This window comes from Clostridioides sp. ZZV15-6383 (assembly GCF_020657735.1).
In the GTDB taxonomy this organism is placed as follows: Bacteria; Bacillota; Clostridia; order Peptostreptococcales; family Peptostreptococcaceae; genus Clostridioides; species Clostridioides difficile_D.
On record NZ_JAGWCV010000001.1, the window covers coordinates 56,666 to 82,808 of the forward strand.

Annotated in this window: 16 protein-coding genes; 1 reads left to right on the top strand and 15 read right to left on the bottom strand. The window is 27.8% G+C overall.

What is annotated here, in order from left to right; all coding sequences use genetic code 11:
* Positions 1–111: 111 nt before the first annotated feature.
* Positions 112–2,808, top strand: a complete 2,697-nt coding sequence (locus KGF42_RS00270) for a transglycosylase domain-containing protein (RefSeq protein WP_227825496.1) — start codon at positions 112–114, stop codon at positions 2,806–2,808.
* A 269-nt stretch (positions 2,809–3,077) separates the two neighbouring features.
* Here the strand turns inward: KGF42_RS00270 and KGF42_RS00275 are convergent, their stop codons facing one another.
* The 15 genes from KGF42_RS00275 to KGF42_RS00345 form a co-directional block, all read right to left on the bottom strand.
* The gene (locus tag KGF42_RS00275) at positions 3,078–4,013 is read right to left on the bottom strand and encodes a DUF1177 domain-containing protein (RefSeq protein ID WP_227823514.1); all 936 of its coding nucleotides are present in this window, start codon (positions 4,011–4,013) and stop codon (positions 3,078–3,080) included.
* A 188-nt stretch (positions 4,014–4,201) separates the two neighbouring features.
* Positions 4,202–4,516, bottom strand: a complete 315-nt coding sequence (locus KGF42_RS00280; RefSeq protein WP_308463843.1) for a DUF3100 domain-containing protein — start codon at positions 4,514–4,516, stop codon at positions 4,202–4,204.
* Positions 4,517–4,885: 369 nt separating this feature from the next.
* Positions 4,886–5,902, bottom strand: a complete 1,017-nt coding sequence (locus tag KGF42_RS00285) for a LacI family DNA-binding transcriptional regulator (protein ID WP_227825497.1) — start codon at positions 5,900–5,902, stop codon at positions 4,886–4,888.
* Between the two features lie 306 nt (positions 5,903–6,208).
* On the bottom strand, positions 6,209–14,398 hold the full coding sequence (locus tag KGF42_RS00290; protein ID WP_227825498.1) for a TcdA/TcdB pore-forming domain-containing protein: 8,190 nt from the start codon (positions 14,396–14,398) through the stop codon (positions 6,209–6,211).
* Positions 14,399–14,778: 380 nt separating this feature from the next.
* Positions 14,779–14,994 carry a BhlA/UviB family holin-like peptide gene (locus KGF42_RS00295; protein ID WP_227820709.1) on the bottom strand — a complete coding sequence of 72 codons (216 nt, stop codon included), beginning with the start codon at positions 14,992–14,994 and terminating at the stop codon, positions 14,779–14,781.
* 821 nt (positions 14,995–15,815) lie between these two features.
* The gene (locus KGF42_RS00300; protein WP_227820710.1) at positions 15,816–16,367 is read right to left on the bottom strand and encodes a sigma factor-like helix-turn-helix DNA-binding protein; all 552 of its coding nucleotides are present in this window, start codon (positions 16,365–16,367) and stop codon (positions 15,816–15,818) included.
* Between the two features lie 668 nt (positions 16,368–17,035).
* Entirely contained in the window at positions 17,036–17,398 is a 363-nt protein-coding gene (spoVAE, locus tag KGF42_RS00305; protein WP_079739934.1) for a stage V sporulation protein AE, read from the bottom strand.
* A 12-nt stretch (positions 17,399–17,410) separates the two neighbouring features.
* Positions 17,411–18,424, bottom strand: a complete 1,014-nt coding sequence (gene spoVAD, locus KGF42_RS00310; protein WP_107595560.1) for a stage V sporulation protein AD — start codon at positions 18,422–18,424, stop codon at positions 17,411–17,413.
* 155 nt (positions 18,425–18,579) lie between these two features.
* Complete coding sequence (gene spoVAC / locus KGF42_RS00315) at positions 18,580–19,017, bottom strand: stage V sporulation protein AC (RefSeq protein WP_003418420.1); 438 nt, start codon at positions 19,015–19,017, stop codon at positions 18,580–18,582.
* 266 nt (positions 19,018–19,283) lie between these two features.
* Positions 19,284–20,048 carry an RNA polymerase sporulation sigma factor SigF gene (gene sigF, locus KGF42_RS00320; RefSeq protein WP_003418417.1) on the bottom strand — a complete coding sequence of 255 codons (765 nt, stop codon included), beginning with the start codon at positions 20,046–20,048 and terminating at the stop codon, positions 19,284–19,286.
* A 22-nt stretch (positions 20,049–20,070) separates the two neighbouring features.
* Positions 20,071–20,499 (bottom strand): anti-sigma F factor, encoded by a 429-nt coding sequence (spoIIAB, locus tag KGF42_RS00325; RefSeq protein WP_003418415.1) that lies wholly within the window; start codon positions 20,497–20,499, stop codon positions 20,071–20,073.
* A gap of 13 nt (positions 20,500–20,512) precedes the next feature.
* Positions 20,513–20,848, bottom strand: a complete 336-nt coding sequence (gene spoIIAA / locus KGF42_RS00330) for an anti-sigma F factor antagonist (RefSeq protein WP_003418414.1) — start codon at positions 20,846–20,848, stop codon at positions 20,513–20,515.
* 86 nt (positions 20,849–20,934) lie between these two features.
* Positions 20,935–23,085 (bottom strand): molybdopterin-dependent oxidoreductase, encoded by a 2,151-nt coding sequence (locus KGF42_RS00335; RefSeq protein ID WP_227820711.1) that lies wholly within the window; start codon positions 23,083–23,085, stop codon positions 20,935–20,937.
* A 210-nt stretch (positions 23,086–23,295) separates the two neighbouring features.
* Positions 23,296–24,909, bottom strand: a complete 1,614-nt coding sequence (locus KGF42_RS00340; RefSeq protein ID WP_227820712.1) for a DEAD/DEAH box helicase — start codon at positions 24,907–24,909, stop codon at positions 23,296–23,298.
* Positions 24,910–24,999: 90 nt separating this feature from the next.
* Positions 25,000–25,995 carry a calcium/sodium antiporter gene (locus KGF42_RS00345; RefSeq protein ID WP_227820713.1) on the bottom strand — a complete coding sequence of 332 codons (996 nt, stop codon included), beginning with the start codon at positions 25,993–25,995 and terminating at the stop codon, positions 25,000–25,002.
* Between the last annotated feature and the right edge of the window lie 148 nt (positions 25,996–26,143).

Below are 26,143 nucleotides of genomic sequence, written 5' to 3' on the forward strand. Positions count from 1 at the left end.
ATACATATCTACAATGTACAGAATATTATAGCAAATTCATTTTTTCTATTAATTACAAAATTACTCCTATTTGTGTTATAATATTGCATTAAGTAAGGAGGTTAAAATCTTATGAATAACGATAATGATAAAAATGGAAATAAAATCAGAAGAAAAAAAGTTAGCTCCTCTGGTAATACAAATAAACCAATTAATAGAGCTTCAGCTAACAAGACTCATTCAACAAAAAATAAGAAAAAATCTAAAAAAAGCGATAAATTTAGAAAACTAAGAGTATTTGGGATAGTATTTTTAGTTTTACTAGTTGTTGGTACAGCAGGTACTGCTGGTCTAGTATTTGCATCACTAAGAGATGTCAATCCAGTTACAGAAGCTGTGCTGGATAAGCAGACAAACCAAACAACTACAATTAAATACGCTAATGGAAAAACATTATCTACAGCTCCAAGTGTAAATAAAAAGACTCCTGTTCCATTAGATAAGATTTCCCCTCATCTTCAACATGCTGTAATTGCAATAGAAGATGAACGTTTTTATGAACATAAAGGTGTCGACATTAAAGGTTTATTTAGGTCAGTATTAAAGACTCTCACAGGTACTAAACAAGGTGGTAGTACTATTCCTATGCAGGTATCCAAAATGTTGTTAACAACTGAACAACAAACTATACCTCGTAAAATAAAGGATATTTACTATGCACATGAGATGAGTAAAACAGTAAGTAAAGATAAAATACTGGAAACTTATTTAAATAACTTCTTCGTTGGTAGAGGTTTAGCAGGTGCCGAGGCTGGTGCACGTGGTTATTTTGATAAGTCTGCATCTGACCTTACTCTAGCTGAGTCAGCACTTCTTGCTGGTTCAACTAAAAATCCATCAAGATTTTCAGCATATAAAACTTCTAAATTAGATGGAAACGAAACTAAGAGTGATTTAGAAAACAAATTATTATTTTTTGTTAACACATCTGATGATAAGTTAGATGACCCTACTCAAGTAGATTTTGATATGATTGAAAAAATAAAGTCTTGGGAGCTTATATCTAATGATACTTATAGACAACTAAAAGCAGGCACATTAGTTATTAGAAAGGCTGTAAGTAACCCTGAAGCTAAGAAAAGACAAGAAATTGTTTTAAAGAAAATGTTAGAATTGAAATATATAAAACAAAGTGAATATGATGAAGCAATCAAAGCTAAAATAGAAATAAAATTGCCTAAATCATCAGATAAAGTTTCTTCATCTGTAGAAGACCTTATCGAAAGTGAAGTTATAAATGCTTTAATGGAACAAGGACATACAAATGATGAAGCTCAAAACTTATTCTATAATGGTGGTTTAATTGTAAATACAACTATAGACCCTAAAATGCAAGATGCTTTAGAAGAAGAATTTGATAGAAACAGCAATTTCCCAGGACATATGGTCGGCTCTGATGGAGTTAGTCAACCACAAGCTGCAATGGTAATCTTAGATTATAAAAACGGCGAAATAAGAGCACTAGCTGGAGGAAGAAATATAAGCGGTAGAAAAACTTTAAATCGTGCTACTAACCCTCATCAGCCGGGTTCTTCTATAAAACCTCTAGCAATATATACACCAGCTATTGATACTTTAAAAATCACACAATCAACTGCTCTAAGTGATTCTAGAGGAGGGTATAAGTTTGAAGAAAATAATAAATGGAATCCAAGAACTACTACTGCTGGTCATGGTTCTATGAGTTTACGTAGAGCACTTGCTAAATCTTCAAACACAATAGCTGTCAAGACTGCTGAAATGCTTGGAGATTCTTATGATGAATGTGTAGATATAATGATGGATTACTTAAAGAACTTTGGTATAACAACTTTAAAAAATAATCACTCAGGTTCATCTGAAGCAAGTGATAGAAAATTCCCATCATTGACACTAGGTGGTATGGCGAATGGTATTACTCCACTTCAAATGGCTGCTGCTTACGGTACATTGGCAAATCAAGGTGTTTATGTAGAACCTTCTATCTTTACTACTATAACTACTTTTGATGGTCAATTATTAGTTAAAAACGCTCCTGAAGAACATAAAGTTGTAGAACCTGAAGTAGCGTATGTTGTTACAGATATGTTAGAAAGTGTAATTACTGAAGGTACTGGTGGTGTCGCAACACTTCCAAATGGAATGCCTGTAGCAGGTAAAACAGGTACTACAAATAGTGCATATGATGCTTGGTTTGTTGGTTACACTCCTTATTATGTTGGTGCAACTTATATTGGAGATGACGCTGGTAGAAAAGATGATTCTGGTAATACTATAAAACGTAGAGAAGTATCACGTGGAAGTACTACTACTGCAAAGTTATGGAAAAAAATTATGGAAAAAATACATGCTAATTTGACGGTTACTGAATTTGAAGTTCCTAAAAATGTATATTTTACAAAAATTAATTTGGAAGATGGAGGAAAGCAATCTTCTGGCTCTAAAGCAGCATTTATTGAAGGTACTGCTCCTACTAGAGTAAGTGCTCAACCATCATCTGAAGATACAAAAAAACCAGATAATAATCAACAAGAAGAAAATAACAACAACAATAATTCAGGTAATAATGGTGGTGGTTCCACTCCTCCTGACAATGGTGGTAACAACAATAATGGTGGTGGCTCTACTAATACTCCTGATAATGGTGGCAACAACAATGGTGGTGCCTCTCCACCTCCTGATAATGGTGGCAATAACAACGGTGGTGCCTCTCCACCTCCTGATAATGGTGGTAATAACAACGGTGGTGCCTCTCCACCTCCTGATGCTGTTGAAACTCCAACACCTTAGCTTAACAAAAATCGAAATTTAAATAAAAATATAAGAAGTTGTCTCAAAGTGATTTTTAAAAATCATTTATGAGACACTTCTTTTTTTGTAATTACATCATATTATTTGTTTTCGTAAAAAAGAGAATCCTGATAAACAGAATCCTCCTTTCTTATATAAACAAATAAATATTTTATTTTTAAAGTTTTTAACTAAATATTTTATTCCTAGTTGTTTATATATTATAGATAGTTGTATCACAAAATTATATAAACTTAATATTTTTCTAACTACTGTATACCAAATGTCTGAAATCTATTTAATTTTCCATATCTTTTAATAAGCTCTTCCCACTCTTCTTTATCATAGAAGTTGCACTTATTTCTACCAAATAGCTTGGCAACTTCAATTGCAAATCTACCAGCTGAATCTAAGTCACTAAAATTAGTTGCACCTGTAGCACATCCAGCTACAGGCATCTCTGTAGTAATCGCTACTCCTACTACTGGTGCATCTATAGCAACTGCTGGCTGTAAAATACTATTTAAGTGATACAGATTATTTCCATATGGTGTTATATCTTGAATTGATAAAGGGAATACAAATGGAGATTTTCCAGTTACAGTCTGCATAATATCCAAAAGGTCGTCACTAGTTCTTAATATGTAGCCTTCTTTAACAGTTGGCGATATTGCAAATCCTCTATTGTTGATTATTCTATTTCCTTTAGTAGTATCTATAGAAAGTATTGCATCACAGCTATTATCAACTTCATTTTCATTCATAGTCATCATATCAATTGGAGAATCCATAAAAGGTGTAGGATAATGTTCTTTAGTTGGAGCATCTGGACAAATATGAGTTGAAATTACAACATCACCATCTAATACATCTCCTTTTTGTTGCATATCTAAAAGTTTAGCAGCAATTGCAATTGCTACCAATGCTCCATCACCATCTGAAACAAAACCTATTACTTCTGGTCTTGCTCCAATACCTCCTAGTCTACCTAAAATACCAAGAGTAGGAGCATCTCCACCTTTTGATTTTCCATTCTTGCCAGGAATTGTAAGCTTGACTAAATCTGTTGAACCCTTACTTGAGGACAATTCTTTTACAGTTATATCTACCTCCCCATAACCTTGTAAATAAGTTTTTACTTCTTCTCCATTAGCAGTTGCTTTATCTAAAATGTCATAAACCTCTATTACTTGTTTTAATATCATGTCTAATCTAATTTCCTTTCTTAATACATTTTAAAATTATATATTATTTACTATACAAAACATCTACTCCACACATTGCTAGCACCTTAATTGCTTTTATAAGTGCTACTCTACCTTCTTCACCACCAGCTGCAACAGCAGAGCTTGTACCTATAATAATGATGCCTTTTTCTCTTCAGATAATGACTTTATTTCCTCTTTAATTTTTCAACTTTAGGTCCTGCATTGATTCCAAACATTATTCCTAATGGATATAGTGTTAAAGATAACAAATATGGAGACACATTTATTTCATTATCCCTTATAAACTTTTTTAAGGCTGGTATAACTCTCCCTAATAAATGAGGAGAAACGGCCATCCCTATAAATATAGCCCATAATATATTAAGTAAAGTTACATTAATTCCCATAACTTTAAATGAAATAGGACCAATTAATTCTGTTGTAATTATAAAAGATGCTATTATGGCGTTTCTAATCCCTACTTTTTCTTTCGTTTCTATACCTCCTTGTAATTTTTATAATTTTCTTATAATATAATTGTTAGTGATTTTATTATATAACCTATCATTAATAATGTATAATATATATTTATTCATCATTTTTATATACTTTTAGTTATTAATCAAAAGAATATTCTGTAGATTCATGATATAAAATGCAAGCAGTTTATTGATTTATATTATTTAGATAATAAATTTTGAACCATTGGATAAAATTATTTATTCATTTTATAAAGATTTTTTCAATAAATAAAGTAGTACAATGTACTGACATACACTTACTCCTTTTTATTTTGATTTATATTATTTTCTAGATTACTCCGTAGAAACTATAATATCTTTAATACAGTTTCTACACCTAAAAACTTGCTATTTTATTCTTTTAACACTATTTCGTATTATTAATCTTGGATATAGTTTTCTTGGAATATGTTCTGTGCTCTTTTTATTTATTATATTTACCAAACTATCTACTCCATTTTTTATAACTTGTTCTCTTGGGTCATCTATTGTTGATAAATGTGACCTAAAGTATGATATTAATTCAATATTATTATACCCTATTATAGAAATATCTTCTGGTACATTTGTACCATAAGTAGTTTTTAACTCTTGTATTATAGAAATCGCTGGTACATCTTGTTGTACAAATATAGCTGAAGCTTTTTTTATTTTATCAATATATTTTTCTAAAAATTCAACTTGAGATTCAAAATCCATTTTAGATTTAATAACTTCAGTATTTAAATTTGCCTCTTCCATAGCATTCAAATATCCCTTAGTTCTATCTTCATGCATTTTTGAACTCTTATCATCTGAGGTTACTGTTATTATATCTTTATGACCATGGTCAATTAAATGTTTAGTAGCTATATAGCCTCCATATACATTATCGTCCCAAAAGAAATTGTCTACTTCCCCTATAAAAGATGGTTTAAAATATATAAATACATGTGGAAAATTATTGTCTTTTAAAAAGTCATACTCTTCTTTTTTTATTGATTGAGACACAATTACTAATCCGTCAACCATTTGTCCATTTACCATTTTATATACATTACTATCCCCACTAATATTATTATTAGGTTGTATTATAAAATCGTATTTATTAGTCTCAATAGAATTTATAGAACTGTCCATTATATCACTAAAAAATTTTCTAGTATCTTGGTGATTAAAATTATTTGAAAAGATTACCCCTATTCTGTTGGTTTCTTTTTTTGCTAAATTTCTTGCATTTACATTAAAATGGAACCCTAGCCTATTTGCCTCTTCTACTACTTTCTTTTTTGTTTTTTCAGATACATTAGGATTATTGTTTAAGCACCTAGAAACGGTTGAATAACTGATACCTAGATTCCTTGCAATATCTTTAATAGTTACCATTTTTATCCCCTACTTCACTTCATTATATTTTGATAATATAATACTACACTATGTTGTAAATAATTGTCAACTTCAATTATGTAAACGTTTCTTTATATAAAAAATGGAGATGATTAAAAATAAAAAATCGATTGTCATATGTTATAGCTTAATAGTTTATTAGATTCATTTTTTATTCAAACACAGCTAATATTACCATCTAATTTAATATAGTAAAAATATTATTTAAATAAAAATCCTGTATCATAATAACACAGGATTTTTAAACATCTAAATTTTAATATTAATTAGATAAATCATTTTTTATCAAAGATGTACTTTACCACCTATACCATCATTATCAAAGTAATATCTAATACCATCAATAACGAAATATCCTCCAGCTGCAGCTATAGCAGTCTCTGGTATAAAGTAATATAGATTACCATTGATAGCTTGCCATCCAGTAAATGCTTTTGAATTATTACCAAAGTAATATTTTTTACCATTTAAAATTAAAAATTTATTTTGATAACGTATAGACTGACCTTCTATGTTATTGTTAGAAGTATTAGCAGGTGCAAAGTATTCAAATCCATTAGGTCCTTTAAACACACCTATCTGAGGTAAACCATTTTCAAAGTAAAAGTTTTTATTATCAATAATTTTATAACCATTTGCACCTATAGCTGTATTAGGCTCAAAGTAATACTTCTTACCATCAATAGTTTGCCATCCAGTTACTGCAACAGCAGTATTAGGATTAAAATAATATTTTTTACTATCAACAGTTTTCCATCCAGTTACTGCTTTTGAGTTACTTTCAAAGTAATATTTTTTACCATCTAAAGTTAAAAATTTATTTGCGTAAAATATAGCTTGACCTTCTAAGTTATTATTAGAAGTATTAGCAGGTGCAAAGTATTCAAATCCATCAGGTCCTTTAAACACACCTGTCTGCATAATACCATCATTATTAAAATAAAAATGTTTACCATCTATAATTGTATAACCAGTTGAAACTATGAAAGTGTTAGGATTAAAGTAATACTTCTTACCATCAATTGTTTGCCATCCAGTTACTGCAACAGCAGTGTTAGGATTAAAATAATATTTTTTACTATCAATAGTTTTCCATCCAGTTACTGCTTTTGAGTTACTTTCAAAATAATATTTTTTACCATTTATAGTTAAAAATTTATTTTGGTAAAGTATAGCTTGACCTTCTAGGTTATTATTAGAAGTATTAGCAGGTGCAAAGTACTCAAATCCATCAGGTCCTTTAAATACTCCTGATTGTATAATGCCATCATTATTAAAATAAAAATGTTTACCACCTATAATTGTATAACCAGTTGAAATTACAGCAGTGTTAGGATTAAAGTAGTGTTTTTTTCCGTCAATAGTTTGCCATCCAGTTACTGCAACAGCAGTACTAGTATTAAAGTAATACTTCTTATCATCAATAGTTTGCCATCCAGTTACTGCAGCAGCAGTATTAGGATTAAAGTAATACTTTTTGCCATCAATAGTTTTCCACTCAGTAACTGCTTTTGAGTTATTGTTAAAGTAATATTTTTTACCATTCAAATTTAAGAATTTATTTTGGTAAACTATAGCCTGACCTTCTATGTTATTATTATAAGTATTAGCAGGTGCAAAATACTCAAATCCATTAGGTCCTTTAAATACTCCTGTTACCATTTTAGAATTGTTATTAACATCAAAATAGAAATTATTTCTTTCAATCGTAATATATCCATTTTGAAGAACTCCATCATGGCTAAAATAATACTTGTCATTATTAATAGTATATAGATGAGTTGTAGCAGTAGCATTATTCGGATTAAAGTAATATTTTTTACCATCAATAGTTTGCCATCCAGTTACTGCTTTTGAGTTGCTACCAAAGTAATATATATTACCATCAAAATTTAAAAATTTATTTTGATAAAGTATAGCTCGACCTTCTATGTTATTGTTAGAAGTATTCGCAGGGGCAAAGTATTCAAATCCATTAGGTCCTTTAAACACACCTAACTGTATAATACCACTATCATTAAAATAAAAATGGTCACTATTAATAATAGTATAACCAATTGAGGCTATGGAAGTGTTAGGATTAAAATAATATTTTTTACTATCAATAGTTTGCCATCCAGTTACTGCAACAGCAGTATTAGGATTAAAGTAATACTTTTTACCATCAATTGTTTGCCATCCAGTAGCTGCAATAGCAGTATTAGGATTAAAGTAATATTTTTTACCATCAATTGTTTGCCATCCAGTTACTGCTTTTGAGTTATTATCAAAGTAATATTTTTTGCCATTTATAGTTAAAAATTTATTTTGGTAAACTATAGCCTGACCTTCTAGGTTATTATTATAAGTATTAGCAGGTGCAAAATATTCAAATCCATTAGAGCCACTAAATACACCTATTTTCATTATACAATCACTATCAAAATAAAAATGTTTACCATCAATAGTTTTATAACCAGTAAAAGCAATAGCTGTATCAGTATCAAAATAGTATCTACTACCATTAATAGTCTGCCAACCTTTTGAGATGATAGCAGTGTCAGGATTGAAATAATACTTATTGTTATCAATTACTTGTAATCCGACTACAGCAATGCTGGTACTAGGGCTAAAGTAGTATTTCTTACCATCAATAGTTTGCCATCCAGTTACTGCTTTTGAACTAGAGTTGAAATAGTGTAGATTTCCATTAAAAGTTAAGAATTTATTTTGATAATTTATAGCTTGACCTTCTGTGTTACTAGCCGTATTAGCAGGAGCAAAATACTCAAATCCGTTTGGTCCTTTAAATACACCTATCTTCATTACACCATCACTACCAAAATAATTGTGTCTACCACTAATGGTTTTATAACCAGTATAAGCTGCACCGCTATTGATATCAAAATAATATTTTTTACCACTTATAGTTTTCCATCCAGTTACTAAGTTAGATTCTATAGGATCAAAGTAGAATAATGAATTATTTATATTGATTAATCCTTTAACCAATTTACTAACTTCATTATAGTAATAAGTTTTATTACCTATTGTTTTAAACCCTAAATGGTCTCTATCTAATTCATTTTCAGAATTAAATGATTTAAAATTACTCATTATATATTCTAAAGATAAGTCTTTAATATCTTTAAAATCTATACTCATTTTATTAAATGACTGAACGTTAGATAAAATATCTTTAAGTCTTATTTTTTGTAATATTTTTTTATTACTTTCTTCTAAATATCTAGATAAAATAAAGTCACATCCTTCTGTAGACCATTCATACTCAAAAGAAGAACTATCCAAATTTATATTTACTTTTTTGTGGAATGTATTAGGGTTAAGAACTATAATCTCAGGGTAGTAATCATTTGAATAATAATTAGTTTTAATATTTATTAAACTTGTATATAAATTAGGGGCAATCAATATTTTATTGATGTATCTATCTATTCCATATAGAGGTTCATAAGAAAAATCTAGTGAAGTAGATATATCTTCACCTGTATCAATATTGTATATAGGTTCTACTACAAGGTTTTTACCATTTCCACTAAATATAGAGCTTTTAGATGCTGCTGTTTTCCATTGCCCAAAATATATGTCTATATTTTTATTATTGTCACAAATAAATTCTACATATCCAAGATTAGTTTTTCCATTAAGAACAAAGTATTTATCAACTACAAAGTTTATATTCTTAACTCCAAATAATTTCCAGAACTGTATCTTATCCAAAAATAAGTTCATAAAATTAGAAGTATTGTAGTTTCCATCTGAATTTTTTACAAAATCAAGGAAAGATAAGTATACAGATTCATCTAAATATAATCCATTTACTTTTACTTTATTTTTACCTATTAAGGAAATAGAGAACTCTATACTTTTATCAGTATTATTATCAACATAGTATTTTCCTGTTATAGTATTAATATCATCTTTTATAAATACATTTATATTCTCTGCAACAAAGTCTTTACTGTTAAACTCTAGTGTACTGCCATTATAAGATTCTAATATATTTTTATTGTCTTTTTTATAATGTATTATGCTTTTTTGGCTTGTTCTAGATATAGCTCCAAAATATTTATTATTAGATTCATCAGTGTAATTGTACGCTATATTCTTAACATCTAGACCTAGAATATTAATTTTCTCAATAGTATTAGATAAATTAGATATCAAATAATCTTTATCTCCAGACAATAATAAACTATAAGATTTTGCAACAAGGTTTACTTCTATCATTAAGCTAATTTTATCGTCTAACTCACAAGTCAAGAATATATATCTCTCTTTATTGTCTATATCCCCTGAAAAATCTATTGTTTGATTACCTATAATAAGTTTATTTTTATTTATATCAATTTTACTTAAAACATCTTTTCTTAAGTTTCCTTTTTTAATAGTTCCGTTTTCTATAGATATTTCTCTTACTTCATTATCAATATTAAATATCCATAAATCATCTTTAGATAAATTTATATTCGTTGATATTGGATATGAAGATAATAATAAAGAGTAAGTTCCTCCTGCTCCCTCAAATGAATAAGATAATTTGTTTCTAATTTCGTCAGTAGTTATAGTTGGCATTATGAAGTTTCTAGTATCTTTATCTAATTTAATTTTAACATTTGTATCTTCATACACTGGTTTTAATGTAGTTATTGCAAAATCGAAAAATGCATAGAATCTCCAGTAAAATTTGCCTGGATTTAAATCTCTTATTGAATCAAGTAATTTAGTTCCATTATTTTCTAATGACCTTAAACCTGGAACTGCTCCAGTTTCCCACCAAAATAATCTTGAAGGAGCATTAGGTAACATCATTAATTTTTTTGAAAAATCTAAATTTTCTGTTTGCATACCTATTGCAGAATAAACTGATAATGGAGGAATATAAGAATTTATATATGGAGATGAGAAAAAGTGGTCTATATTACCAGTTACTGTGTGTCCTGAGCCACCCTCCATTGATAATATATTACATGTTCCTAATTTTATTGCATTAGTATTAAAATCTACTTCTGATATTACTAAATCATCAATAGGAACTAAAATTTTATCATCTTCTGTTTTAAAAGGACCATATTTTTTAGATTCAGCCAAATGGTTAAAATAGTTTACTACTGAAGTTGCCTTATCATGTAATATTAATTCATTATTAACTAATGAAGGTATTCCTGCAGATATACCAGCTATAGGTAATAAGAAAATAGTAAATTCAGCACCTATTCCAATAATTGAAGATATTGTTGCAGCAATAGATAGTGACATATTTACTGCCAAAACACCTACCTTAGCCTCTAGCTCTTTTTTTAGCAATGGGTCATGTTCGTCTAATAATTCCTTAATTGCTGCACCTAGGTTTACTCCATCTAATATAGTAGATACAATAGGTATCCCCTCTGTTATAGTAGGTAGTACATTTATAGTCTCATTTACTGCATTTGATATTAAGTTTAATAATTGGATAGAGTCATATATAGTGTTTAACCCTGTACTAAATAGTTGAGCATAGAGTTGAACCTTAACTGAAGTACTTAAACCATTTAATACATCTTTATTACTACTATAATCTATTAATGATTGAATAAAAAATGCTGCATTTAATGTATTAACTTGAGATACATGGTCTAATTCTACATTATATATTAAATTACCATTAACATCTGCAACTATACTATTTTTTATAGTACTTATCTCTTTTGTAATATGCTCGCTATATTCTGAAAAAATTTCTTTTTCTGTCTGTACATAAACTGATTCACCATTACTTTTGTTAATAAATCTTACAGAGTAAGTTGAATTATTTTTTAAGATATCTTCAAAAGATATTAAATACCTATCATCTAAATTATTTAATTTTTTTAATTCATGTAATTCATCAGATACATTTTCAAGTAGATTGAACTCATTTATTAAATCATCTATAGAGTTGTGAATTATATTTCTAACAGGTTCTAATTTTTCATAATAAATATGATCTCCAATAGAGGACTCAACATCAAGTTTAAGATTACTTAAGATAGATTTCACATCAGGATTAATACTTGTATCAAGTAACAATGTTTTTATATCCTCTGATATTGATGCTAATTTTGGAATATTTTTAGATTTTGCTTTTAGTTTATTATCTATCGGATCTAGGAAGATATATTCTTTACTAGATAAATCCCTCATAATAGCTTCCTCTTTATTTACCCATTTACCTGAATGAGCCAGTAGTTCTTTCCTTCCCTTGCTATTAATCCTTACTTCATATTGATTTGCTCCTATAGTAATAGAATCTTTATTTACACTAGGTAAAGTGGAAGTAATTTTGTCCATGATTCTTAATAGTAATTTGCCAGGATAAGTTTCTCCAATATTAACATCATAACTAAACATATTACATCCAAGCAGGTTTACTTCTACACTTTTAGGCGATATATCTAATTTTATGATATCTAAAAATGAACTTATCTCATTAGAAAGTGAATCCACACTTAATTTAGCAAATTCGTTTGTGTTAAATTCGTCTTTACCATGTCCAATAAAGGTTACTTTTATTTTTTCCTTATTTTTTAACCTTTCAGGTATTCTATATTTATTTAATTCTAAAATAGATTTTCCATCATCACTTAAAAAGTAACTTTTTGCACTTTCATTCATATTTCGTTGTATTATAATGCTATTTTCAGGATTTTTAGAAAATAGATTACATGCTGATTCGTAACTTATATCATCTCCTTGTAGTTGTATGATATAGTGAACATAATTTTTACTTCCAGTTTCTTTTATATTATTTGATGGAATTTTATCATTTAATAAATAGCTTTTGTTAATAATAGTATTTTTATTAAAATCTATTCCACTATCTTCAGAAAGAGAGCCTTGAGTATAATCTCTTACATATTTCTCAAATTCATATTTTACATCTGCATGCTTAAGTCTCCATAAACTATCTGTTTCCTGTTCTGTAAGTTGGGATATACTATCTGCTGGGAATTTAAATTCCATTATGCCTGGTTTTAATACACCTGCTTCTACAGTGTTTTCTTGGAATTCCATAAAATCATAGTAAGCTGTTACGTAAGCTCCTGGACCACTTAAACTTATTGTAGAGGTAGCACCTGGCATAAAACCTACTTCTAAATATCTTGATATTTTATTTAAAAATGTATAGTTTTTTTGAAGCTCTGAATTAGCTAATGACTTATTGAAAATTGTATTCGTCTCAGAGAAGTTAGTGCCAGATTCTATAGCTGGGTTAAGGTGTTTATTTAAAATTTGATATCTGTTTTTTATTTGTTCTATTACTAGGTTGGTAAGATATGAATCTTTTTTTGATATCAATCCTTGATTTATAACACTGCTGAAAACGAAAGTTGCTTTAAGGTCAATATCAGATAAATTTAAATTTCCTAACTTGGAAAATATCTCTGATTTTTCACTTTTACTTTCTATAATGATTTTAAATTTATCTTTTAATTGTTGATCAAGTTTATCAAAATTTGCTGATGTATAATTATTTATATATTTCTTATACTTCATAATAGCCTCTAATTTTATCTGTTCCCAAGTGTCTGATGCTATAGAATCAGGTCTAGATATTGTCTGAAATAAATCAGATTGTATACCTGGAAGCATATCAACATCTAAATATACTCCTCCAAATTTCTTTAAGACTAATAATCTTACTACATCAGATGCTGCAGCTAGATTTCCATGATTTAACAATTCCTGATTATAAATACTTAATAACTCTTGTTCTGTAAACAAGTTATTAGATCTGATATCTATCCCATTGTTACTATTTATTTTTTTCAAAGAATTTGTTCTATAGGATTCTAGTACACCTGCGTCTTTACTATATTCATCTACTAGATGAGACTTTATAATATCATCTATTGTAGGTACTGTAGGTTTATTGATTTCAGATTTATAATAAGCTATGAATCTCTTTTGTCTATCATATATAAATTCCATTCTTTTTTGGTAAAATAGCATATAATCAAATTGAGGATCTTGAATATCTTTTTCTAATAACTGTAATGCTTCAATGGTAGAAGACTCAACTATAGCCTTTTTTAGTGTATTAACTAAAAATGCTTCGCCATCATACCATAGTTTAGTACTATATTCTGCATTAATATCAGTCCATTGCTTTATATATTCAAGAGCAACATCACTGACTTCTCCTCCTATCCATACAAAATGTAAATTCTTTTCTACAGGACTTGTATTTGAATTTTTAATGAGGATTACTTCCTCTGATATATCTTCTTTTAAATCAGAGAGTGCTTTATTTCTACTTGAATTCTCATATTTCTTCATGAAAACATCAATTGATTCACTTAATTTTTTTAATTGTAGATATTTTTCCTCACTATTGTTTGTAACTAACTTATTATATTCATCTAAATTGTTTAATATAGTTTTATACTCATCTTCTTTTGCTTTAACGCTAAATGCTAGTAGTATTAACTCTGTTCTAGATATTAAAGGCATAAGAACCTCCTCGTATTATTATTTTTGATAAAGTAAAGTATATCATTTGGCTTTATATTGTTAAAATTTTCACATCTCCAAATAATAACTCATTAATTAAATAAAGTATCCATGTTTTAAGCCTACTTTAAATTGATTTTCTTGTTTTAAACTTTGAAAATAAATCTTATACACTTCTTGTGTTGATGCTAATTTCAAAATATCACTTTCTGTTATAACAACTCCTTTCTATTTAAAAAAATAAATTAATATTAATTTTTTATGATTTAAGTTTTCATATTTAACTCACTTCCTAACATTTTAATCTAAAGACACTCAACTAGTTAATTGACTCTTCTATTATATAAAGAGGTTATCTTATAGAAATCTGTAAACCTATTTTATATTTTTTTAATATTTTTTATTTCTTTATATATTTTTTCTGTAACTTTTAATCTATCAGTTAAATCCTTTATTAAAATTTGATAATTATTTTCTCTATTGCTTTGCCTTTCATCAAATATTTTTTGTGTTTTTATTATATAAAAAATTAAAAAAATACTTAAAACAGACCATATACCTTGCGTTGATGCTAATTTCAAAATCTCACCTTCCATTATAACAACTCCTTTTTATTTCCTTAAAATCTCTGTTTTTTCTAAATAAGCATTAAGATACATTATATTTCCATAATATTCTATAAATTAAAACTTTTCTTTAGAATGTTTTTTTAATTAACTAACTTTTTTCAATAGTGTCTCAAAACAAATAAAAATTCTTGTAAATCATTTACTGAATTACTTTTTGATAAAATAATTAATTCATAAAAGGACTTTTCATATAATCACCTCTCTTATAGTTATAATGATGACTTTTTTTGAATTTTGACAACATGTATTAGAAATTAAGCATTATAATTGTAAAAAATATAAAATAAAATTATTTAAAAATACATTAATTTAAATGATTTAAAAGACAATTTTGTTTAATTCATATGTTATAAGTATTAAAATATTCTGTTACTGTAAAAACATAAAAAAGGTGAACTACTGTGGACTCATTGTAGCTCACCTTTTTATTGGTAAATCTCCTTACTAGATAGAACACTTTATAAAAATATATTCATATCAAGCCTTTTATAATTTAAGTTTTCATATCTATTCACTTGCCAATATTTTAATTTGAAGATATTTGGTTAGTTAACTTGCTCTTCCATTAAATAAAAACGTACTTTGATACAAGTATGTAAATCTAATTTAGGTTTTTATATATATCTTCTATATCATTTTAGTCTATTGGTTAAATTAACTATTAAAATTTGGTATTTATTCTCTCTATTATTTTATATATTTCAAAATATTTTTTTGCTTTTATCCTATAAAAAATTTTTAAATGTAATACAAACTTTGTGTTAATGTTAGTTTCAAAAATTCTTTATCTATACATTTAAATATTTTTTATAATCATTTTTTATTTTTTTAAAGGCTCTATTTTTAGCCTTATTAACAGCTTGTCTTGATATCTTTAATTTCATAGATATTTCTTTGTCAGAATAGCCTTTTAGATATTTATAAAAAATAACTTTCCTTTGAATGCCAAATAATTCTTTAAAAATGTATTCATAGAAACAAATACTTTCTTCAAAACAACATTTATCTAACTGAATATTAATATTCAATATATTTTCATCAAATTCTACAAATTTAAATTTTGTTTTAGAATATTTTTTAGACAACTCAAAGGTTTTATTAAGCAATGATTTATGAATATATTTGACTATTACACCGTCATTTTTCATATTAAATTTTTCTAAATCCATTTTTTTTAGTAGTTCAATAAAAAATATTATTAAATCTGTATTCCCTTCTTCATAATGTAAAAATTTACTAAGTTTTTTCAGTAATGGCTCAAAAGTAAATAAAATTTCTTGTAAATCCTCTACTGAATTTCTTCTTGATGAAATAATTAGTTCATAAAAAGATTTTTTCATATAATCACCCCTCTCGCACTTATTAAGGATGATTTTTTTTGAATTTTGACAACATATATTCAAAATTAGTTATTACATTTGTAAAATAGGAATAATATCTTGCAAAAAATATAAAAATTAAAATATTTGAAAATACATTAATTTAAAAGTTTATTTTGAAATACATTATTAAACTAATAAATAAGTCATATGAGAATAGTAATGAGATTATATGAAAACAATAAATAAATTATATATGAATAATAAAGATATTATATGAAAATAATTATTTTTTAAAAACACTACAAAAGTAAAATTTTTATTGATGTAGTATAAAAGGTTTATATTATGTAAATATATGAAAACTATTATTTTTCTTGATTTTCAATTTTTATTGTAAATGGTGAATTGTTATGAATAGATATATTATTATTTGATAATGATACTAGTTTTTGAATAGAGTTAAAAAATAGGATAAACAATGTATTGTTAAATGAAGAATTTGAGATGGATACCACAGAAGAAAGAATAAGAGATTATATTAAAATTTAAGGTATTAATTAAAAAAGAAATAATAAAAAATAGCATCTAAAAATCTAAAAATGGAGTTGAACTTAAAATTTGATTAGAAAAAATCAAATTTAAGTCAACTCCATTTTATAAAAATTTATTATTCTATTAAGTTATATTTATGGTTTTGCTTTTGGAGTAAATACTACTGACATAAGATAGCCAAAAAATATAGCTGCGGCTATTCCACCAGCTGTAGCAGTTGTACCTCCTAGAAAAATACCTAAAAATCCATCACTTTGAATTGACTTTATTACCCCTTTAGCAAGTGAATAACCAAATCCTATTATAGGAACTGTTGCACCTGCTGATGCAAACTTAACTAATGGCTCGTAAAGACCTAGAAAAGTTAAAACTACACCAGTTGTTACATATGTTACCATAACATATGGAGTTTGCATTTTAAAATAATCCATCATTACTTGGGCTATTAAACATATAATTCCACCTACAATAAATACTCTTACATAGTCCATTAACATATATATCACTTCCTACTCGTTTACTATTACTACTGCATGTGCAACACATGGTATTGTCTGCTTTTGTAGTGTACTTGTTGGTGAAAGTAGTGCTCCTGTTGATACAAGCATTACTTTGTTAAATTCTTTTTTTCTCAACTTCTCATATATATATCCTGCAAATACTGTAGCTGAACATCCACATCCACTTCCACCACAATGGACATCTTGTTCTTTAAGATTAAACATTTCTATACCACAGTCAGTATAACATTTTGATATATCTACGCCCTTTTCTTTTAAAAAGTCTTCTGTTATCTGCTTTCCAAGAGTACCTAAATCTCCAGTAGCAATTATATCAAAGCTATTTGGGTCATCATTCGTGTCTTCAAAATAAGAATATATGGTATCTATTGCTGCTGGAGCCATAGCTGGTCCCATATTATTACCATCATCAATACCTTTATCTATTACTTTACCAACTGTAACATACTTCACCTTTGGACCTTCTCCATTAGAAGCTAATAATACACTTCCTGCTCCTGTAACTGTCCATTGAGCTGTCATTGGCTTTTGATTTCCAAGTTCTAGTGGAAATCTAAACTGTCTTTCTGCTGTACAATAATGGCTTGATGTACCTGATAGTACTAAATCTGCAAAACCACCATCTATAAGCATAGAACCTATACAAAGACCTTCTGCCATTGTAGAACAAGCTCCATATATACCTAAAAATGGAATGGCTAATTCTCTTGCTGCAAATGATGCTGGTACTATTTGATTTATTAAATCTCCACCTAGCATATAATTTACATCTGTCAGTTTCTTTCCTGCCTTTTGTATAGCTTTTTGAGATGCAGTTTCTACCATTTTACTTTCAGCTAATTCCCAAGTTTTTTCACCATATAAATCGTCAGTCATAATCATATCAAAATAATCCTTTAGTGGCCCTTCACCTTCCTTAGGACCAACTATAGTTCCAGTTGATATTATTGTTGGTTTATTTTCTAACTTGACTGTTCTTTTTCCAATTCTTTTATTTTTCATATTTTCACACCTTTTTAATTTTGCATTTTACTATTTAATTTTTTAATATTAATTAAAATCTGCATGTTTATTGTCTAATTAACTACTTTCATAGTTATTCTTTACCTTTTATAGCTTCTTTGTAATTAATAAAATTTAAATTAAATAATACTCCTCTAAAACATCTTAAAAATATAATAAATAATTCCACATAAAATAGAAGAGCCTATACCATAAACTAAAACTGGCCCTGCAATTTTAAATAAGTTTGCACCTACACCTAACACATAACCTTCTCTTTTATACTCCATTGCTGGAGATACTATAGAGTTAGCAAAACCTGTTATTGGAATTATAGAACCAGCTCCAGCTCTTTTTCCTATTAGGTCATAAACTCCTAGCCCAGTTAAAAATGCCCCTATAAATATTAGTGTTATTGATGTTGCAGAACTAGCACCTAATTTATCAAGACCTCCTACTTTCATGTATAAATCATTTATTGCTTGCCCTATCATACAAATAATTCCACCTACAATAAATGCAAGTGTATAGTTTTTTAAATATGTAGGTTTTGGGCTTATTTGGTCTACATATTTTTTATAATTTTTATCCATACTAAACACCTCTCTAAAGTATTATTTGTTAATTTTAAAAAAATAAACCTATTATTTATTTTGACTGTTTAAAGTTTTGTCAAAAAATAAAAAAGATGCCTGATAAAGAAAAAATTTATTTTCTCATAAAGACACCTTATTTTTATTATTTTTTATTAATAATTTAAAAACTTAACATAAAAAGTTATTACAACTTATTTTAGTAATACCTTTATTATTTTTTGTTATTCTACACATCCTTGTTATTCTACATATCATAAGTACTCTCATGATATATATTCTTTTAACTTAGACAACACTTTTTTCTCTATCCTAGATACTTGAACCTGTGATATATTAAGCATTTCTCCTATTTCACTTTGAGTCATATCTTCAAAGTATCTGAGAACTATTATTTGGCGTTCTCTCTTATCTAATCTTCCAAGTATGTCTTTTAACAATATATTATCCACTACTTTTTCTTCTTCACTTTCTCCTTTCATGCTTATTTTATCAATAAGACATATTGGAGAACCTTCCTCTTCATGAATAACTCCTTGCAAATACTCAACGTTGAAATTAGCTTCCATAGCCATTACTAAATCTTCTTTTTCTACATCTATTGCTTTAGCTAATTCTTCTATACTCGGTTCTCTACCTAATTTTTTGGTTAAAGCTTCACTTTCCATCTTTGCCTTTACAGCTATTTGCTTTAAAGACCTTGATACTTTTATCATACCATCATCTCTTAAGTATCTCTTTATTTCACCTAAAATCATTGGTACTGCATAAGTAGAGAATTTTACATTAAATTTTGGGTCAAATTTATATATTGATTTTATTAAGCCTATAGAACCTAACTGAAATAAATCTTCTCTATCATATCCTATATTTAAAAATCTAGATACAACGCTCCTAACTAGACCTAAATTGCTTGATATTAATATTTCTTTTGCCTCTTCATCTCCATTTTGAACTTTTTCAATAAGTTCTAGAGTCTCTTCATGACTAAGAAGAGGTTTTTTTTCTTCTCTGGCAACAGTTACTTCCATAATAAAACCTCACTTTTGGACTTTATTTAGGCACATTTATTTTTTTAGTCATTTCAATTCTAGTCCCATTATCTTTTACAGAACTTACCTCTACATCGTCCATAAAGCTTTTCATTACTGTGAATCCCATTCCTGATCTATCAAGTTCTGGTTTTGATGTATAAAGTGGTTCCATTGCCTTCTCCACATTTTCTATTCCATACCCTTCATCTTCAACTATAATCTTTATAGTATTTCCTTCTATCTCACATCTTAAGAAAACAAACTTAGAACTGTCCTCTTCATATCCATGTATTATAGCATTTGTAACAGCCTCAGAGACAGCAGTTTTTATATCTACTAATTCATCTACTGTTGGGTCTAACTTAGCTGCAAAGGATGCTACTATAACTCTTGCTAAACTTTCATTTTCAGATATTGCCGAAAATTTAACTTCCATAATATTATTCATCACATACTCCTCCCTACAAAGAACTTAGAGCTTCTTCATACGTATCATAAATGCCAATAATTTTATTTAACCCAGATAAATCAAAAATCTTCTTAACTCGTGAACTTATATTAATTACTGAAACTCGTCCCCCTTCATTAGAAATCTTTTTATATCTACCTATGATGACACCTATACCTGAAGAATCCATAAAATTAATATTTTCAAAATTAAATACAACATTTTTAACTTGATTTACACTTAATAAGTTATCTATTTCTTCCCTTATTTCATTGGCTACATGGTGGTCTAGTTCTGAGCACATAAATTCTATGTATAGATTCTTATGTTCTAAGGAATAATTTACCATCAAAATCCCTCCTTCAATAGTTTTGTAAAAATAGTAACTTTTAATCAATTCTATAATTGTATTTCTATTCCTTCAATGAAATTTAACTAGTTTTGTCGTATTATTTCTACCATGCTTTCATTATATGTTACCTGACCACCAAAATCTGATATACCAGTATCTGTCAAACTATTAGGATTCCCATGTTTCTTCCACCAACCAACATACATTTTTACTATATAATTACCTACTCCATCATCTATACTTATTTGTACATTTAATTTTGATTTTTTTGACCTTAACATCACAATATCTTTATCCTTAATACCTATTTTTTTAGCCATGCTTTGATTTATATATGCTTGAGCTATAGATTCTTTATCCATAAAATGTTGGCTAAATAAAGTATCTGCATGATGATTAGTTAATAATCTAAAAGAAATATTTTCATTTTTCTCTTCTATTTTTTTAGGTTTATTACTTATATATACTGGTGTTGGACTTATTCCCAAATTTTTTATCCTTTCTGAATAAAGCTCGTATTTTCCAGATGGAGTCTCAAACTTCTTATCCTCCCAAGCAACAGGATTATGTATAGTAAAATAACTATTTTTAAGTTTTTCTATATCTATGTTTTTATCAAAATGTTTAAGTGGTTCAATCACTTTCTCTAGATATTCTTTCTTCTCTACAAATGGATAATTTTTTATTCCCATCTTTTTAGCTAGTTCCATAAAGAAGTAATATTCATCCATCAATTTATGTGCTGGCTTTACTGCTCTTTCATTATAGGTTATATATGGATTAGCCATTGAGCTATAAATTATATCTTCACTCTCTAGTGTATTTGTACAAGGTATAAACAGGTCACATAAAGTAGCTGTATCAGTCATAAACAAATCAAAACATACTTTAAATTCAATTTTTGAAAACACCCTCTCCAATTCTACTAAATCTGGCAGTTGATTCAGCATATTACTTTTAGTTATCACAGCCATCTTTATAGGAATATTATCTTTGATTGACTTATTAGATAAATTATACAATTCATTTGATATATAATCTGTTTTATTTGATGTTGTATCAAGTTCATCTGATACATGATTCACTTTATTTAATGCCCTATTAAGTTCATCTGATACATAATTTATTTTATTTGATGTATTTTTTAAAGATTCTTCTATAAATTTACTGATATTACTTACATAAAACTCCCTATCTTCACCATATGATTGGCTATTGTAAGGGTCAGAATTTATAACACTTGGATAAACTTTATTAGCATAGTTTACCCCTCCACCACTAAATCCGATTTGACCAGTTATAGCTCCTAAAGCATCTATAGCTCTTATTGTATTTCCACCATTTTTATATTTTTGAAGCCCATATCCAATGTTTATACTCGAATATTTGTTAGTATATAAAGCAACTAATTCTCTTATATCATTCTCTTTAACACCACATTCATCAATTAAAAAACTTAATTCCAATGAACATAAATATTTTTTATACTCTTCAAAACCAATAACATATGAGTTTATATATTCTTCATCATATAATTTATCTTCTACTATAATTTTTGCCATAGCTATAGCTAAAGCCCCATCTGTTCCAGGATTTACCTGTATGTATTTATCTGCTATTTGAGCTGTTTTTGTATATATAGGGTCAACCACTACTATCTTTATACCTTTTTCTTTAGCTTTTTTAATTATTTGCATAGTATGAATTGTAGTATATGCTGGATTTTTTCCCCACACAAATATGCTTTTACTATTTAACATATCTTCTATAGAATGACCCTTAGCTACTCCAAAATCATACTTTTGAGCATGCATCCCTGCACTCCAACATGGACCACCCTTATGTCTGCTAACACCTCCGTAAAAATTAAAAAATATATCTCCTATGTATTTTAATACAGACCCACTTCCATATTGGTCATAATGCATGACAGACTTTGATGTATACTTTTCTTTATAGTATGTAAGTTTTTCTGCCATTATTTCTAGAGCCTTATCAAAAGAAATCTCTTTCCATACTCCATCAACTTTAAGCATAGGAGTCTTTATCCTATCCTTATGATTTAATCTATCTAAATGAGCCATCCCTTTTTTGCATATAAAACCTTTTGTGTAAGGATGATTTTTATCCCCTTCAATTTTTATTACATTATTTCCTTTAGTGTAAACATTAAATTTACAACAATCATAGCAATCTAATGTACATCCATGACTTAATTTTTTTATTATATCCATAAAATATCCTTCTTTCTATTTTCTTACCTTATTAAAAATTAATATATATACCATAATTTATTAAATTTTATATATTCAAAACTACAGTATATAAAACAAGAAAAGCCTTATGCTGTTAACTCTTACAGATTATCTACTATCTGTTTTGTAAACACATCAGGCTTTTTAAATATCCAATATACTATTTTATATATTTTTGTATACTATACATTATTTTTTCTTTTTATTTGCTTTTTCTATATTAATCTTATTACCTTTTATCTTAATGTCTTTCATCTTTTCAATTACTGTTTTTGCATCTTTTTTAGGTATTTCAACAAAAGTATATTTATCATATATATCTATAGTACCTACTACTTTACCTGGTATTCCAACTTCTCCAGCTATAGCACCAACTATATCTTTGGCTTGTACTCTTTGATTTCTACCAATATTGATAAACAATCTAATCATACCATCTTTAGCTCCAGTTCCACCTTTTCTATCTCCATATTCTCTTCTAGGTCTTTCTTCTATTATTTCTTCCTTCATTTCTTCACCTAGAGATAGCTTCACAAGTGCAGCAGCTATATCAACCATTGCATAGTCTTCTTCATTACAGAAACTTTCTAACCATTGTAATTGTTTAGTTAAATGTCCTTCTTCTATAGTTTGTTTAACTTGTGCAAAGAAAGTACCTACTTTTTTCTCTTCAACATCAGTTATTGTTGGTATATTATGCTTTATTAATTTAGATTTAGTATATCTTTCTATATCTTTCATCTTTCTCATTTCTTTTCCAAATACAAAAGTAAATGACATACCTTCTCTACCAGCACGACCAGTTCTACCAATTCTATGAACATAATACTCTTCATCTTGTGGTAAATCATAATTGAATACACATTCAACATCATCAACATCTATACCTCTAGCTGCAACATCAGTAGCAACAAGTATATCTATTGTACCATTTCTAAACTTATCCATTACTATATCTCTTTGAGTCTGCTTTAAATCACCATGTAATGCATCTGCAAAATATCCTCTTGCTTGTAAATCTCCTACCAATTCATCTGCTTTTCTCTTAGTATTACAGAAAACAACAGATAATTTAGGGTCATACACATCAACTAATCTACATAATACTTCTAATTTATTTGATGACCTAGTTTCTATATAGTATTGTTTTGTATTTGAAACTGTAAGTTCTTTTCTAACAACTTTTATATGTTCTGGGTCTTTTTGATATCTCTTAGTCAATTCTAAAATTCCTCTTGGCATAGTAGCTGAAAAGAAAGTTGTTTGTCTTTCTTCTGGAATCTTACTTAAAATCATCTCTATATCTTCTCTAAATCCCATATCTAGCATTTCATCTGCTTCGTCTAATATAATCATTTTTACATTATCCATTTTTAATGTTTTACGATTTATATGGTCTATTGTACGTCCAGGTGTACCTATTACAACTTGCACACCACTCTTTAGAGATTTTATTTGTCTATCTATTGGTTGACCACCATATATAGGTAATGTCTTTATTCCGTACGAATACTTAGCTAGTTTTCTTATTTCTGTTGATACTTGTATTGCAAGCTCTCTTGTTGGACAAAGTACTACAGCTTGTAAACTTCTATTATTTGGGTCTATTGTTTCTAGTATAGGTATACTAAAAGCGGCTGTTTTTCCCGTACCAGTTTGAGCTTGGCCTATAACGTCTTTACCTGACAAAATCGCAGGTATAGACTGTGCTTGTATAGGAGATGGTTCTTCAAACCCCATTTCAGCTATCGCTTTTTTTATTCCCTCACTTATTGGTAAATCTTCAAACTTTGTTATATTCATATATTATTCCTCTCCGTTATCAATTAATCTTAACCTATCCATTATACACTTTTTTAGGATATTCTGCAATTAATATTTTAAACAGTTTAGTTAAATAATATACATAAAATACAAAATTGATATGTACAGAAAATATGTGAATAACATCAATATTCCTTGTATTCTGCTAAGTCTATTCGATTTAAGTGTTGGTATTATTACTATTAATAGCAACAATATCATAAATGGTATATCTAGTTGTCTATTTTGAGATAGTATTGGTATGTTATTTGGTATTGCTGATATAGCTATTACTGACACTATATTTAATATGTTTGCACCCAAAATATTCCCTACTGATATTTCATGATGATTTTTTCTTATAGCAGTAATTGATGAAACTATTTCTGGCAGAGAAGTTCCAAGTGCTATTATAGTCAAACTTACTATACCTTGAGGTATATTTAAAAAGCTAGCTATTCTCACTCCACTCTCTATAAGGATTTGTGAGCCTATTATCATCATTATCAAACCTGTAGCAAAAAGTAATAGTATTTTCACAATTTCTACTACAGAAAAACCTCTATAATTTTTACCTTTTTTAGTAGATATATCTTTAATAGCGTCATTTTTGATATTTCTATTTTTAGTATTGGATTTCCCAACGACACTTCTATAATTATTAACCATATAAAAGATTAATATTATTATAAGTAATAATGAATCCCCTCTTGTTATAACTCCATCTAAACTCAATAAAATTAAAACTATAACAGACACTATTAATAGTAAGGACTTAGAAAAAAACATTTTTTTATCTACATTAAATGGACTTAGAAAAACAACCAACCCTAATGCTAATCCTGTATTACATATTATAGAACCAACTGCATTTCCTAAACTCATAGTAGTGTGCCCATCAATAGAAGCAAGCAAAGACACTGTAAATTCAGGTAATGTTGTCGCAAAACTAACTATAGTTGCTCCAAGTATAATTTCTGATATATTCGTTTTTCTCCCTATCTCTACAGTACAATTTATAAAGATATCTGCGCCTTTAGTAATTAATAGAAAACCTACTAAAAATAATATCACTGTGATAAACAATATATCACCTCCCCCTATTAAATAAATATTCAATTTGTAAAGATGTATGCTTTTTCTTTTTTCTATAATAAGATTTATTTATTCTAAACCCAAAATAAAGAAATACATTCCTATTAATTAGTTATTTATTTGTTTCATTTCATTTATA